The organism is Nocardia sp. NPDC058519, assembly GCF_042719755.1.
GTDB lineage: Bacteria > Actinomycetota > Actinomycetes > Mycobacteriales > Mycobacteriaceae > Nocardia.
Genome location: NZ_JBHXNK010000005.1, coordinates 42,143 through 56,204, shown reverse-complemented (window position 1 = coordinate 56,204; position 14,062 = coordinate 42,143). Strand labels below are relative to the sequence as shown.

At 68.4% G+C, this 14,062-nt stretch carries 12 protein-coding genes and 1 pseudogene; 8 read left to right on the top strand and 5 right to left on the bottom strand.

Annotated elements, in window-relative coordinates:
- Nucleotides 1-31: 31 nt before the first annotated feature.
- The 3 genes and pseudogenes from ACFWPK_RS07835 to ACFWPK_RS07825 all read left to right on the top strand — a co-directional run.
- A pseudogene (locus ACFWPK_RS07835) lies at nucleotides 32-139 on the top strand (transposase); the annotation flags it as partial.
- Between the two features lie 81 nt (nucleotides 140-220).
- Entirely contained in the window at nucleotides 221-1,018 is a 798-nt protein-coding gene (locus ACFWPK_RS07830) for a CoA-transferase subunit beta (protein ID WP_378913804.1), read from the top strand.
- On the top strand, nucleotides 1,015-2,100 hold the full coding sequence (locus tag ACFWPK_RS07825) for an NAD(P)H-dependent flavin oxidoreductase (RefSeq protein WP_378913803.1): 1,086 nt from the start codon (nucleotides 1,015-1,017) through the stop codon (nucleotides 2,098-2,100). The genes ACFWPK_RS07830 and ACFWPK_RS07825 overlap by 4 nt, the downstream gene beginning before the upstream one ends.
- Nucleotides 2,101-2,220: 120 nt before the next feature.
- Here the strand turns inward: ACFWPK_RS07825 and ACFWPK_RS07820 are convergent, their stop codons facing one another.
- The 5 genes from ACFWPK_RS07820 to ACFWPK_RS07800 all read right to left on the bottom strand — a co-directional run bounded on the left by ACFWPK_RS07820 (nucleotide 2,221) and on the right by ACFWPK_RS07800 (nucleotide 8,213).
- Nucleotides 2,221-4,182 carry a molybdopterin-dependent oxidoreductase gene (locus tag ACFWPK_RS07820; RefSeq protein WP_378913802.1) on the bottom strand — a complete coding sequence of 654 codons (1,962 nt, stop codon included), beginning with the start codon at nucleotides 4,180-4,182 and terminating at the stop codon, nucleotides 2,221-2,223.
- 148 nt (nucleotides 4,183-4,330) lie between these two features.
- The gene (locus ACFWPK_RS07815; RefSeq protein WP_378914047.1) at nucleotides 4,331-5,494 is read right to left on the bottom strand and encodes an acetyl-CoA C-acetyltransferase; all 1,164 of its coding nucleotides are present in this window, start codon (nucleotides 5,492-5,494) and stop codon (nucleotides 4,331-4,333) included.
- Between the two features lie 46 nt (nucleotides 5,495-5,540).
- Nucleotides 5,541-6,161, bottom strand: a complete 621-nt coding sequence (locus ACFWPK_RS07810; RefSeq protein ID WP_378913801.1) for a TetR/AcrR family transcriptional regulator — start codon at nucleotides 6,159-6,161, stop codon at nucleotides 5,541-5,543.
- Nucleotides 6,162-6,207: 46 nt separating this feature from the next.
- Nucleotides 6,208-7,029, bottom strand: a complete 822-nt coding sequence (locus ACFWPK_RS07805; protein WP_378913800.1) for an SDR family oxidoreductase — start codon at nucleotides 7,027-7,029, stop codon at nucleotides 6,208-6,210.
- The gene (locus ACFWPK_RS07800) at nucleotides 7,026-8,213 is read right to left on the bottom strand and encodes an acyl-CoA dehydrogenase family protein (protein ID WP_378913799.1); all 1,188 of its coding nucleotides are present in this window, start codon (nucleotides 8,211-8,213) and stop codon (nucleotides 7,026-7,028) included. The genes ACFWPK_RS07805 and ACFWPK_RS07800 overlap by 4 nt, the downstream gene beginning before the upstream one ends.
- Nucleotides 8,214-8,292: 79 nt before the next feature.
- Here ACFWPK_RS07800 and ACFWPK_RS07795 point away from each other — a divergent pair, with 79 nt between their 5' ends.
- Genes ACFWPK_RS07795 through ACFWPK_RS07775 form a run of 5 tightly spaced genes read left to right on the top strand, consistent with a single transcriptional unit; the run spans nucleotide 8,293 to nucleotide 13,954 of the window.
- Nucleotides 8,293-9,846, top strand: a complete 1,554-nt coding sequence (locus tag ACFWPK_RS07795; RefSeq protein WP_378913798.1) for a FadD3 family acyl-CoA ligase — start codon at nucleotides 8,293-8,295, stop codon at nucleotides 9,844-9,846.
- Entirely contained in the window at nucleotides 9,843-10,718 is an 876-nt protein-coding gene (locus ACFWPK_RS07790) for an enoyl-CoA hydratase (protein ID WP_378913797.1), read from the top strand. Before ACFWPK_RS07795 ends, ACFWPK_RS07790 begins: the two co-directional genes overlap by 4 nt.
- On the top strand, nucleotides 10,719-11,861 hold the full coding sequence (locus ACFWPK_RS07785) for an acyl-CoA dehydrogenase family protein (protein WP_378913796.1): 1,143 nt from the start codon (nucleotides 10,719-10,721) through the stop codon (nucleotides 11,859-11,861).
- Between the two features lie 28 nt (nucleotides 11,862-11,889).
- Nucleotides 11,890-12,894, top strand: coding sequence for an acyl-CoA dehydrogenase family protein (locus tag ACFWPK_RS07780; protein ID WP_378913795.1), 1,005 nt, complete (start codon nucleotides 11,890-11,892; stop codon nucleotides 12,892-12,894).
- 10 nt (nucleotides 12,895-12,904) lie between these two features.
- A complete protein-coding gene (locus tag ACFWPK_RS07775; RefSeq protein WP_378913794.1) occupies nucleotides 12,905-13,954 on the top strand; it encodes an acyl-CoA dehydrogenase family protein in 1,050 nt (349 codons plus the stop codon).
- Nucleotides 13,955-14,062 lie beyond the last annotated feature (108 nt).

Below are 14,062 nucleotides of genomic sequence, written 5' to 3'. Positions count from 1 at the left end.
CGTCAGGCAGCTCACGCACCGCACCTGACGACTGCGAAATATCTTCCCATCCCTACGGTCCCTGCTCCGGATGCTGTGGACCAACAGCTACGTCGTCGCGACAGTCGGCGGCACAACCACGGAGGTCGTCAAACGCTATGTGGAGAACCAGAAAAGTGCTCGAACGTCGCGACATATCTTCCACGCGGCACAAGCCGCAGACGTCCTAGGAGCTAGCTCGATGAACTCATCATCTCAGGGGGATTCCGTGCCTGGCGGTGGCCTGAAAGCCGATGGTCCTACTCGTGCTGAAGTCTGTGTCGTCGCGGCGGCGGAGATCTTCCGTGGGGCGGGCGAGATCATGGCGAGCCCGATGTCGACCGTCACCACCATCGGTGCGCGGCTGGCCCGGCTCACCTTCGAACCCGATCTACTGCTGTCCGACGGTGAGGCGCTGTTCTTCGCCGAGGTACCGGCGATCGGGGCGAAAGCACCTGTGGAGGGCTGGATTCCGTTCTCCCGGGTGTTCGATGTGGTCGCCTCGGGCCGTCGTCATGTGGTGATGGGTGCCAATCAGATCGACCGGTTCGGCAACCAGAATCTGTCGGCCTTCGGTCCGCTCCAGCAGCCGTCGCGGCAGATGTTCGGTGTGCGTGGCGCGCCGGGCAACACCATCAACCACGCGACCAGCTACTTCGTGCCGAGGCACAACAACCGGGTGTTCGTCGACAAGGTCGACATCATCTCCGGAATCGGCTACGACCGTATCGATCCCGAGAATCCGGCGTACCGCTTCCATCACCTGCACCGCGTGGTGACCAACCTCGGCGTGTTCGACTTCAACGGCCCCGATCACACCCTGCGCGCACTGTCGCTACACCCGGGTGTGAGTCCGGCCGAGGTCGCCGAGAACACCTCCTTCGAGATCGCCGAATTGGGCGAAGCGGGCGAGACCAGGCTGCCCACCGAGGAAGAGCTGCGGATCATCCGAACCATGCTCGACCCCAAGGGTTTCCGTGAGAAGGAAGTGGCGGCGTGAGCGCGCGGCTGCGGACCCCGCTGACCGAGCTGGTGGGGATCGAGCATCCCATCGTGCAGACCGGGATGGGCTGGGTCGCCGGTCCTCGCCTGGTCGCGGCCACCGCCAACGCGGGCGGACTCGGCATTCTCGCCTCGGCGACCATGACTTTCGAGGAGCTGGAGGCGGCGGTCGCCAAGACCAAGTCGCTCACGGACAAGCCCTTCGGCGTGAACATCCGCGCCGACGCCACCGACGCCCCCGAGCGCATCGAGCTGCTCATCCGGGAAAAGGTTCGGGTCGCGTCGTTCGCGCTGGCGCCGAAGAAGGAACTCATCGCCAGGCTCAAAGATGCCGGGGTGGTGGTTGTTCCGTCGATCGGTGCGGCCAAGCACGCGGTGAAGGTGGCCTCGTGGGGCGCCGACGCGGTGATCGTGCAGGGCGGCGAAGGCGGCGGTCACACCGGCCCGGTCGCCACCACTCTGCTGCTGCCGTCGGTGCTCGACGCCGTCGACATTCCGGTGATCGCGGCGGGCGGCTTCTTCGACGGTCGCGGCCTCGCCGCCGCGCTGTCCTACGGTGCGGCGGGCGTCGCGATGGGCACCCGCTTCCTGCTCACCCAGGAGAGCACCGTTCCCGAGGCCGTGAAGCAGGAGTACCTGGCGCGCGGCCTCGGAGACACGGTGGTGTCGGTGAAGGTCGACGGGATGCCGCACCGGATGCTGAACACCGAACTGGTCGAGAAGCTGGAACACTCCGGCGGCTGGCGCGGGCTGTCGGCGGCGGTGAGCAACGCGGCCAAGTTCAAGAGCATGACCGGCATGAAGTGGTCGACGCTGATGCGCGACGGCCTGGCGATGCGCAAGACCAAGGACCTCAGCTGGTCTCAGGTCGTGATGGCGGCGAACTCGGCGATGCTGACCAAGGCGGGTCTGGTCGAGGGACGCACCGATGCGGGCGTGCTGCCCGCGGGCCAGGTCACCGGCATCATCGACAGCTTGCCGACCGTGGCGGAACTGGTCGAACAGATCGTGAACGACGCGGTGGCCCGGATCACGGCGGTCAGCGCGTTGACCAGCGAGCCCGCTGCCGACCCTCGCTGACCGCGCCCGAACTCGCCCCGACTCGACGGCCTGGAGCAACCGTCGAGCTCGCCGGGTGACCGAAGCGCCGGACCAGGTGCGACGTCCTCGAGACGCGCCCGGGTCCGGCGCTTTTCGCTGTCATCGCGGTGTCACGCTGACCCGGTTGTCGTGGAAGACCGCGCCGCCGCCGTAATCCGAATCGCGCTCGGCGATGGTGGCGTTCACGGTGGCGCCGCCGGTGAACTTGGCCCAGCGACCCTTGGTCGTACCCGCGACGCCGGGGCGCACCCGGTCCGATATCTCGGCGACGGCCTCGAAGAAACCACGGGCGTTGGACACGACCACCGCGGCGCCATCGGCGATTCCGCGTGCGGCGGCGTCATCGGGGTGCAGCGTGATCCTGGCTTCGCCCGCGCGACGCCGCAATTCGGGGTTGGAGCCGAAGCTGGTGTTCAGGAAGTAGTGCGAGGCGGCCGAGATCAGCACCAAGCCGTCGCCGGGGTCGGCGGGTGGGGTGTAGGACGGCAGGGGGTCGTGTCCGGCGAGTTCCGCTCTGGCGGAAACGAACTGGAGTTTGCCCGCCGGGACCGGACCGGCCTGCACCTTCAGGAACCCGTCCGCGCGGAGGCGTTCGAGGTCGTAACCCTTCAACAGCTGCCTGGCCAGCTCTTCGTCGGAGTCGTAGAGCGCGGGCTCGGTGAGGCCGAAGCGCTGCGAGAGTCGACGGAAAGTCTCTGTGGTGGACAGGCATTCGCCGGGCGGTTCGACGGCCGGTTCGTTCCAGATCAGATAGAGGTGCCCGTAACCGGCGATCACGTCGAGGTGTTCGGGCTGCATCGTGGCCGGTAGAACGATATCGGCGTAGTCGACGGTGTCGGTCCCGAAGTGCTCGAGGACCACGGTGAACAGGTCTTCGCGGGACAGGCCCTCGATCACGCGACGCTGATCGGGATTCGAACCGACCGGGTTGGCCCCGATCACGAACAGCGCCTTGACCGGCGGACCGTCGGCCTCGAGCAGGGCTTCGCCGAGCCTGGTCATCGAGAGCGTGCGGACCGGGTGCGGCAGCAGGTCGTCGCGACGCAGCGCGGCGTCGTCGAGACGGAAGTGCCCGCTCGTCGAGTAGTGCAGTCCCCCACCGGGTATGGCCCAGTCGCCGGTGACGCCGGGCAGGCAGCCGAGCACCCGCAGCGCCATCCCACCGCCTGCATGCCGCTGCATACCCTGGGACGCGCGGATGGCAGTCGGCCTGGTGCGGGCGATCCGCTCACCGAGCGCGATGATCTGCTCCGGTCGCAGCCCCGTGATCGCGGCGACCCGTTCGGGCGTGAATTCCTCGATACGGTCCCGGAATTCGGGCCAGCCCTCGGTGTGCTCGGCGATGAACTCGGTGTCCTGGGCGCCCAGCGAGACCACCACGTGCAGCAGCCCGAGCGCCAGCGCCGCATCGGTGCCGGGCAGCGGGGCGAGGTGTTCGTCGCAGCGCTCGGAGGTCTTGGTGCGGATGGGGTCGATGGAGACCAGGTAGGCGCCGCTGTCCTGAATGAATTTCCACAGGTGGTGGCCGGAACTGAGCGGATTGGTGCCCCACAGCAGGATCAGCTTCGACTTCGCGAAGTCCTCGGGGTCCATGCCGCCGGAGGTGCCGAGGGTGTAGCGCAGGCCCGTGCCGCCCGCGACCGAGCAGATGGTCGGCGCGTGGTGCGACGCGCCGAGCAGGTTGAACATCCTGCGTCCCGGAAAGCCTTCCAGCCCTTGGAGATAGCCCAGACTGCCGGTGCCGTGGAACGGCCAGACCGCCTCTCCACCGAATTCGTCGATGATGCCGGTGACCCGCGTGGCGATCTCGTCGAGCGCGGTGTCCCAGCTGATCCGCTCGAACCGCCCCGACCCCTTCGGCCCGACCCGGCGCATCGGATACCTGAGCCGATCCGGCGCACCGACCTGCTCGAGGTAGCGGTTCACCTTCACGCACAGCGCGCCGCGCGTGACCGGATGTTCCTTGTTCCCCCGCAGCCCGGTGGCGACCCCGTCCTCGACGGTCACCACCCACGAGCACGCGTCAGGGCAGTCCAGGGGGCATGCACCGAGCACCTTCACCAGGCCGATCGTAGGCCGACGACCCGCGCCCGCCGGGATGCGGTCCGGCCGACAACACTGCGGCGTACTCGCAGTGTTGTCGGCCGGGTCCGGCATCAGGTGCGTATCCGGTGCGGGCAGTGGTGGGGCAGCAGGTCCACCAGCTGACCTACTTCGTGTCGGCGTCGAGGCGCTCGATGATGGTCACGTTGGCCGTGCCGCCACCTTCACAAATGGTGAGCAGGCCGTAGCGGCCGTTCACGCGCTCGAGCTCGTGCAGCAGGGTGGCGAACAGCTTCGCGCCGGTCGCGCCGAGCGGATGGCCGAGCGCGATGGCGCCACCGTTGACATTCACCTTCGCCGGATCGGCGCCGATCTCCTTGATCCAGGCCAGCACCACCGGGGCGAAGGCCTCGTTGATCTCGATGACGTCGATGTCGTCGATGGTCAGGCCGGTCTTCTCGAGCGCCCACTGGGTCGCCGGAATCGGGGCGCTGAGCATGAAGATCGGGTCCGCGCCGCGCGCGCTGACGTGGTGGATGCGGGCGCGCGGGGTGAGGCCGTACTCCTTGACCGCCCATTCGGAGGCGAGCAGAGTCGCGCTGGCGCCGTCGGAGATCTGGCTGGCGACAGCGGCGGTGAGCGGGCTGCCCTCGCCGAGCGGTTGCAGGGTCGCCATCTTCTCGAGGCTGGTCTCGCGCGGACCCTGGTCGACCTTGAAGTCACCGACCGGCACGATCTCGGCCTCGAAGCGGCCCTCGGCGATGGCGGCGCGGGCGCGTTCGTGGCTGCGCAGCGCCCACTGCTCCATGTCCTCGCGGGTGATGCCCCACTTCTCGGCGATCAGCTCGGCGCCGCGGAACTGCGAGACCTCGCCGGTGCCGTAGCGCTCGTCCCAGCCGGTGGAGCCGACGAACGGGGAGTCGAAGCCGTATTCCTTGCCCGCGAGCATGGCGGCCGAGATCGGGATGGCGCTCATGTTCTGCACGCCCGCCGCGACGATCACCTCGGCGGTGCCGCTCATGATGGCCTGCGCGCCGAAGTTCACCGCCTGCTGGCTGGAACCGCACTGCCGGTCGACGGTAACCCCGGGAACCTCTTCGGGGTATCCCGCGGTGAGCCACATGGTGCGGCCGATATTGCCTGCCTGCGGACCGACATTGTCGACACAGCCGACGATCACGTCGTCGACGACGGCCGGGTCGATGCCGGTGCGCTCGACGAGCCCGCGCAGGGCGGCGGCGCCGAGGTCGGCCGGGTGCACGCCGGCCAGCGCGCCATTGCGCTTGCCGACCGCGGTACGCACCGCATCGATCACATAGGCCTCCCGCAACGGGGTGTAGGGGCGGCGCTCGGCGGGTGCGGTCATCGGGGAACTCCTATGGCGTGGTGCTCCCGGGCAGGGTGAGCCCGTCGAGCACGATGGTGAGATATTGCTGGGCAAGGTTTTTCACGGTGATCGGGCCACCGGGGGTGTACCAGCGGACCGCCACCCACACGGTGTCGCGCAGGAAGCGGAACGCGAGTTCCACGTCGAGTTCGGGGCGGAAGCTGCCATCGGCGACGCCGGTGGCGAGCACCCGGTGCCACAGATCGCGGAACTCGATGTTGAAGTCACGGATGTAGGCGAAACGTGCTACGTCGCGCAGGTTCTTGGCCTCGGCCTGGTAGATCGCGACCGCGGCGTGGTGCCGGTCGAAGGCCTCGTAGGAGGCGATGACCAAGGCCTCCAAGGTGTCTCGCGAACTCAGCGAGGCGGCCGCGATCTCGCGGTAGCGGCCGAACAGGTCATCGAGGAAGCCGCGCAGGATCTCGTCGACCATCGATTCCTTGGAATCGAAGTGGTGGTAGAGGCTTCCGGAGAGGATGCCCGCCGAGTCGGCGATGTCGCGCACTGTCGTGGCACGCAACCCACGCTCGGCGAACAGGCCGGCGGCGAGGTCGAGCAGCTCGGCGCGGCGGGTGCGTTTCACGGTGTCGGGAGCGGTCACACCCGTCATCGTACAACCAAGCACTTGCTTGGTTTCCGGGAACCCGCCACGGCGATCATGCGCGCTGACTGCTCACCGAGACAACCTCGCCGGTCAGATACGAGGTGTAGTCACTGGCCAGCATGGCGATCGTTGCCGCTACTTCCCAAGGCTCGGCGGCGCGACCGAAGGCCTCGCGCTCGCTGAGCGAGTCGAGCAGCTCGGTCGAACTCACCTTGTCCAGGAACGGATGCCGGGCGATGCTCGGCGCGACAGCGTTGATCCGCACCCCGAATTCCGCGGCTTCGACCGCGCTGCACCTGGTCAGCGCCATCACTCCGGCCTTGGCGGCGGCGTAGTGCGCCTGGCCGTGCTGGGCGCGCCAGCCGAGGACGGAGGCATTGTTGACGATCACGCCGCCGTGGCCCGCACCGCGGAAGTATCCCAGCGCCGCACGGGTGCAGCGGAAGGTGCCGGTGAGGGTGATGTCGAGAACCTGGTCCCACTGCTCGTCGGTCATGTCGACCACCGGGGTCTCACCGCCGAGGCCCGCGTTGTTGACCATGATGTCGATCCGGCCGAGTTCGGCGGCGGCATCGGCGAGCAGCTGGTTGACCTGCGCGGTATCGCGGACGTCGCACACCACGGCGCCGACCCGGCGCTCCGGGAACTCCTTGGCCAGCAGCTCGGCGGTCTCGGTCAAGCGTCGCTCGTGCCAATCCGAGACCACCACGTCGGCACCCTCTTCGAGGAGCCTGCGCGCGGTGGCCGAACCGATGCCGGTGCCCGCGGCGGCGGTGATCACGGCCGTCCGGCCTGCGAGCAGGCCGTGTCCGGGGATCGAGGCCGGCGCGATCGAGAGCGACTTGTTCGCGCCCGAATAGGTCTGCTCGCTCACGGGCGCGCCTCTCGCGGCAGGCCGAGCACACGCTCGGCGATGATGTTGCGCTGCACTTCGTTCGAACCTCCATAGATCGTGTCGGCGCGGCTGAACAGGTACAGCCGCTGCCATGCGGTCATGTCGTCGGGGCCGGTGATCAGGCCGGCGGCGCCCTGCACCGCCATGGCCAGTTCGCCGAGGTCGCGGTGCCAGTTGGCCCACAACAGCTTCGACACCGAGGCGCCGCCCGAATCGTCGTGGTCTTCGCTCATGGTGCGCAGCGCGTGCGCGCGCAGCACCCTGAGTCCGACCCAGGCGCGGTCGAGGCGGTCGGCGATCAGCGGGTCGGCGGCGGCGCCGGTCCGCCGTGCGAAGTCCTCGATATCGGCGAGCTCACGCGCGAAGCGGATCTGCTGGCCGAGGGTGGAGATACCGCGTTCGAAGGTCAAGGTGCCCATGGCGATTCGCCAGCCGTCACCCGGTTCGCCGACGACCAGGTCCGCATCGGTCACGGCGTTGTCGAAGAACACTTCGTTGAATTCGGAAGTGCCGGTGAGCTGTTCGATCGGGCGCACTTCGATGCCGGGCTGGTTCATCGGGACCAGCAGGTAGGAAAGGCCCTTGTGCCGGGTCGAGCCGCGTTCGGTGCGGGCGATCACGAAGCACCAGTCGGCGACGTGGGCGAGCGAGGTCCAGATCTTCTGGCCGTTGATCACCCACTTGTCGCCCTCGAGCCGGGCCGTGGTGCTCACCGCGGCGAGGTCGGAACCGGCGCCCGGCTCGGAGTAGCCCTGACACCACAGCTCGCCGACCGAGCGGACACCGGGGAGGAAGCGCTTCTTCTGCTCCTCGGTGCCGAAGGCGAGCAGTGTCGGGCCGAGCAGTTCCTCCCCCACGTGCGAGACCCGCGCGGGAGCGTCGGCCTTCGCGTATTCCTCATGGAAGATCACCTGCTGGCGCACACTCGCACCGCGGCCGCCGTATTCGACCGGCCAGCCGAGGCAGGTCCAGCCCGCCTTCGCGAGGTGGCGATCCCACGCCAGCCGCTCTTCGAAGAATTCATGCTCGCGGCCGGGTCCGCCGGTTCCGCGCAGGTCAGAGAACTCGCCCGAAAGATTTTCGGCGAGCCAATCGCGTATTTCCGCGCAAAACTCCGCGTCGGAGGTCGCGGTATCGGAATCTGAGGTCTGGATCACGCCCACGCCGATAGGATAACCTACCAAGCACTTGCTTTGTTAGCTGCTTCGGAAGAACAGCAAACCGCACTACGGTGAGGACCCCGTGACATCCCCTGCACAAACCACCCCGCAGGCGCTGCGACACATCGCCGCGGCGCATCCGCACGAGCCTGCCCTCGTCGACGGCGCGACCCGCCTGACCTGGGCCGAACTGCTCGACCAGGTCCGCATCGCCGCGCGTGCCCTGATCGCGCGCGGCATCGCCCCCGGCGACCGGGTCGCCATGTGGGCGCCCAACACCCACCACTGGGTGATCGCCGCGCTGGCCGCGCATTCCGTCGGGGCCGCGCTGGTTCCGTTGAACACCCGCTATGTGGCGGCCGAGGCCGTCGATGTGCTGACCCGCGTGGACGCGAAGGCGTTGTTCGTCGCCGGTCCGTTCCTCGGTCGCGATCGGGCCGCGGAACTCGTGGCGACGGCACCGGAGCTGGGTATCGGCACCGTCGTCGTCATCCCAGTCGAGGCATCCCCCAGCGCGGCGGCACAGACGACGGTCACGTGGGCGGAGTTGCTCGCGCAGGCCGCGACCGTCTCCGAAGCGACCGGTGAGGAGCGGGCCGGCCAGGTCGATCCCGACGACATCGCCGACATCCTGTTCACCTCCGGAACCACCGGCCGCAGCAAGGGCACGCTCGTCGCGCACCGGCAGGCCCTCGATGTGGTGCGCGGCTGGGTGGAGTGCTCGACCCTGCGCGCGGGCGACCGCTACCTGATGATCCCCCCGTTCTTCCACAACTTCGGTTACAAGGCGGGCATTCTCGCGTGCCTGGTCACCGGGGCCACGATCGTGCCGCAGGCCACCTTCGACGTGCCCGCGGCGCTGGCGCTGATCGAGTCCGAGCAGATCACCGTGCTCACCGGTCCGCCCACGATCTACCAGACCATCCTCTCCCATCCCCAGCGCGCCGAGCGCGACCTGACCTCGCTGCGGGTGGCGGTGACCGGCGCCGCGACCGTGCCGGTGGTCCTGATCGAGCGGATGCGCGACGATCTCGCCTTCGAGGTGGTCATTACCGCCTACGGCCTGTCCGAATCGGCGGGTTTCGGCACCATGTGCCGGCCCGAGGACGACGCGAAAACCATCGCCAACACCTGCGGCGGACCGATCGCCGGGTTCGAACTGCGCCTGTCCGAGGCCGGTGAGGTGCTGCTGCGCGGTCCCAACGTGATGATCGGCTACCTCGACGACCCCGAGGCCACCGCCGAGGCCATCGACGCCGACGGCTGGCTGCACACCGGCGACATCGGCATCGTCGACGAGCGCGGCTATCTCAAGATCACCGACCGGCTCAAGGACATGTACATCACCGGCGGATTCAACGTCTATCCCGCCGAGATCGAACAGACCCTGGCCAGGCTCGACGGCGTCGCCGAGTCGGCGGTGATCGGCGTGCCCGACGAGCGGATGGGCGAGGTCGGCAAGGCCGTTGTCGTCCGCAAGGCCGGATCGGCGCTGACCGCGGACGAGGTGATCGCCTTCGCCGCGAGCACCTTGGCGAATTTCAAAGTGCCCAGGCTTGTCGAGTTCCGCGACCAGCTGCCCTACAGCGCCGCGGGCAAAGTGCTCAAGCGTGAGCTACGTGAGGAGAAGTCGTGAGTTCCGAAACCGAGACCGAGGTCGTCACCTATGAGGTGCGCGGATCGGTCGCCGTCGTCACCATGAACCGGCCCGATTTCCGCAACGCGCAGAACTCGAAGATGACCTACGCCCTCGATGCCGCCTTCGTGCGCGCGGTCGAGGATCCCGAGGTCAAGGTGATCGTGCTGGCGGGCAACGGAAAACACTTCAGCGCCGGGCACGACATCGGTACACCCGGTCGCGACCACGATGTGCACTACGAGAACAAGGCCGCGCTGTGGTGGGACCACCTCGACCGCCCCGGTGGCGATCAGCGGTTCGCGCGCGAGTCCGAGGTGTATCTCGGCATGTGCAGGCGCTGGCGGGAAATCCCCAAGCCGATGGTGGCGATGGTGCAGGGCGCGTGCATCGCGGGCGGGCTGATGCTGGCCTGGGTGTGCGATCTGATCGTCTGCTCCGATGACGCGTTCTTCTCCGATCCGGTGGTCCGGATGGGCATTCCGGGTGTGGAGTACTTCGCGCATCCGTGGGTGATGGGTCCGCGCGCGGCCAAGGAGTTCCTGTTCACCGGCGATCGGTTCGGGGCGGCGCAGGCCAAGGAGTGGGGCATGGTCAACCGTGTCGTGCCGCGCGAGGACCTCGAAGCCGAGGTGTTCGGGCTCGCCGAGAAGATCTCCGCCATGCCGCAATTCGGGCTGGCGCTCACCAAGAAGGCCGTCAACCAGGCCGAGGATCTGATGGGCATGCGCACCGGCATGGACTCGGTCTTCGGGCTGCATCATTTCGCGCACGCGCACAACGCCGAGGTCGGCGCCGATTCCCTCGGCGGGATGAACGCCCGCTCGATGAAGAGCGCCGCCACCGCTACCGAACAGAACGGGACGAAGTAAGTGGATCTCGAGATCGACCCGGCTGCCCGGGAATTCCAGCTGGAGGTACGCGAGTTCCTCGCGGCCAACGTGCCGGCGGAACCGTTGCCGTCGATGGATACAGCGGAAGGCTTCGCCGCCCATCGTGCGTGGGAGGCGAAGCTGGCCGATGCCCGCCTGTCCGCGGTGTCGTGGCCGCGCGAGTTCGGCGGGCGTGACGCGTCGATCCTCGAATGGGTGCTGTTCGAGCAGGAGTACTACGCCGCCGGTGCACCGGGGCGGGTCGCGCAGAACGGCATCTTCCTGCTGGCACCGACCCTGTTCGAGCACGGCACCCCCGAACAGCTGGCGCGGATCCTGCCGCGGATGGCGCGTGGTGACGACATCTGGGCGCAGGCCTGGTCGGAGCCCGAGGCGGGCAGCGACCTCGCGAGCCTGCGCTCGACCGCTCGGCGCACCGAAGGCGGCTGGCTGCTCAACGGCCAGAAGACGTGGAGTTCCCGTGCGTCCTTCGCGGATTGGTCCTTCGGCCTGTTCCGCAGCGACCCCGACGCGCAACGTCACCACGGGCTGACCTATGTGATGTTCCCGCTCACCGCCGAGGGCGTGAGCGTGCGGCCGATCCCCCAGCTCGACGGCGAACCCGGCTTCGCCGAGATCTTCCTCGACGACGTCTTCGTGCCGGACCACGATGTGATCGGCGGGGTGAACGAGGGTTGGCGGGTCGCGATGGCGACTTCGTCCAACGAGCGTGGCCTCTCGCTGCGCAGCCCCGGCCGGTTCAGCGCCACCGCGCAGCGGCTCATCGACCTGTGGGAGGAGACCGCGGACCCGAGCGACACCGCGGCAAGGAACTCGGTGGTCGACGCCTGGCTCGGCGCCGAGGCCTACCGCCTGCACACCTTCGGGACCGTCACCCGGCTCACCGACGGCGGCCAGCTCGGCGCGGAATCGTCGATCACCAAGGTGTACTGGTCCGAACTCGACATCGCGATGCACGAGACCGCGCTCGACCTGCTCGGCCCGGCCGCCGAGCAGCGCAGCAACTGGACCGACGGGTATCTGTTCTCGCTCTCCGGCCCGATCTACGCGGGCACCAACGAGATCCAGCGCAACATCATCGCCGAGCGCATTCTCGGCTTGCCTCGCGAGAGCAAGCGATGAACGCGTACTTCAACACAGGAGGTCTGCGATGAGATTCGCGCTCAGTACCGAACAGCTCGACTTCGCCACCGAGCTCCGCAAGATTCTCGATGCCGGACAGGTGCCCGCCGCGGTGCGGGCCTGGGCGGATGGCGACACCACCAAGGGGCGCGCGCTGCTGCGGCAGGTCGCCGACATGGGCGTGTTCGGCTTGATCGTCGACGAGAAGTACGACGGGGCGGACGCGACGCCCGTCGATCTCGTCGTCGCGCTGATCGAACTCGGCCGCGGCGCGGCGCCCGGTCCGGTGATCGAGTCCGCCGCCGTGATTCCGGCACTGCTGCAACGTCTTCCGGATGACGCACCAGCCCAGCGGTGGTTGCCCGCGCTCGCGAGCGGCGGCGCGCTCGGCACCATCACCTTCGAGCCGCAGCGCGGCATCGCCCTCGACGCCGACAGCGCCGAACCGGTGCTGGTGGCCGCCGACGGCCGACTGACACTCGGCGCGTCCGGCTCGGGTGCGGTGACTTCGATCGACCCTGCGCGCAAACTGTTCCCCGTCACGGCCGGTGAACTGGTCGCCGATGGCCCCGAGGTCGAAGCCGCTATCGACTACGCCTTCGATGTCGGCGTTCTGGCCTGTGCCGCACAGCTGCTCGGCGCCGGCCGGTCGATTCTCGAACAGACCACGTCCTATGCCAAGCAGCGCAAGCAGTTCGGTCGCGCGATCGGTGAATTCCAGGCGGTGAAACAGCAACTCGCCGATGTGCTGATCGCCCTGGATCTGGCCGAACCGCTGCTGTATCGCGCGGCGCTGACGCTGGAATCGAACGACCGCGCCCGCGACGTCTCGGCAGCGCTGGTGACCTGTGGCGACGCGGCTCACCGTGCGGCACGTGCCGGGCTTCAGGTACACGGCGCCATCGGGTACACCGCGGAATTCGACCTGTCCCTGTGGCTGACCAAGGTCGCCGCGCTGCGGACAGCGTGGGGCACCGCCGATTTCCACCGCGCCCGCATCGCCGCGGCCCTGCGCGACGCCGCAGCGGTCTGAGGAGGAACCCATGTCATCGAATGAACTACTCGAATTCCGGACCTCGGTGCGGGCCCTACTCGACAAGCACGCCCCGTCGGCCGCGCTGCGGACCGCGATGGACACCGACCTCGGATACGACCCGAAGTTGTGGCGGATGCTGTGCGAGCAGGTCGGGGTAGCCGCGCTCGCGGTGCCGGAACAGTGGGGCGGCGCGGGCGCCGGGCTGGTCGAATCACTCATGGTCGTCGGCGAATTGGGGCGCACGCTGGGCGGGGTGCCCATGCTCGGGTCGGCCGTGCTCGGGGTGCAGGCGATTCTGCTGGCCGGTGACGAACCCTCCTGCGCCCGGCTGCTGCCCGATCTGGCTGACGGGTCACGCACGGCGGCCCTGTGCTGGGCCGACGCCGACGGCTGGGATTCGGCCGGAGTCGGCGTGACCGATGGGAAGCTCAGCGGCGCAGCCCATTACGTACTGCACGGCGCGCAGGCCGACCTGCTGTTGGTACTGACCGACGACGGGCTGTTCGAGACGACAGCGGACGCACCCGGCGTCGCCGTCACCGCGACTCCCGCGCTGGATCCCACCCGCAAACTCGCCACCCTCACCTTCACCGATGCCCCGGCCACCCGGATCGGCACCGGCGACCCGGTGGCGCTGCGCCGCCGGTTGCGCGAAATCGCATGGGCGGCACTGGCTGCCGAGCAGGTCGGCGCTGCCAGGCGCTGCCTCGAGATGACGGTCGAATACACCGCATCACGCGTGCAGTTCGGTCGCCCGATCGGCAGCTTCCAGGCGCTCAAGCACCGGATGGCCGATATGTACGTGCTGGTCGAGTCGGCCGAATCGGTGGCACAGGCCGCCGCCAAGGCGGTCGCCGAGGACAGCCCGTCGGCCGCCGAGGACGCCTGGGTCGCCCGCAAACACTGCACCGAGACCTTCTCCACGGTGGCTGCCGAGACCATCCAGCTGCACGGCGGCATCGCCATCACCTGGGAGCACGACGCCCACCTGTACTTCAAGCGGGCGCACGCCACCGCCGAGCTGTTCGGCACCGGCAGACGCCCCGTCGCGGCCTAGCCGAATTCACCGAAAGCCCCTGGTCGCAGCCCCGCGACCAGGGGCTTTCGGCATGTTGTGCGCCGTTTCACCAGCCCATGGGGCCGACCCGCCTAGAATTAGATAGTT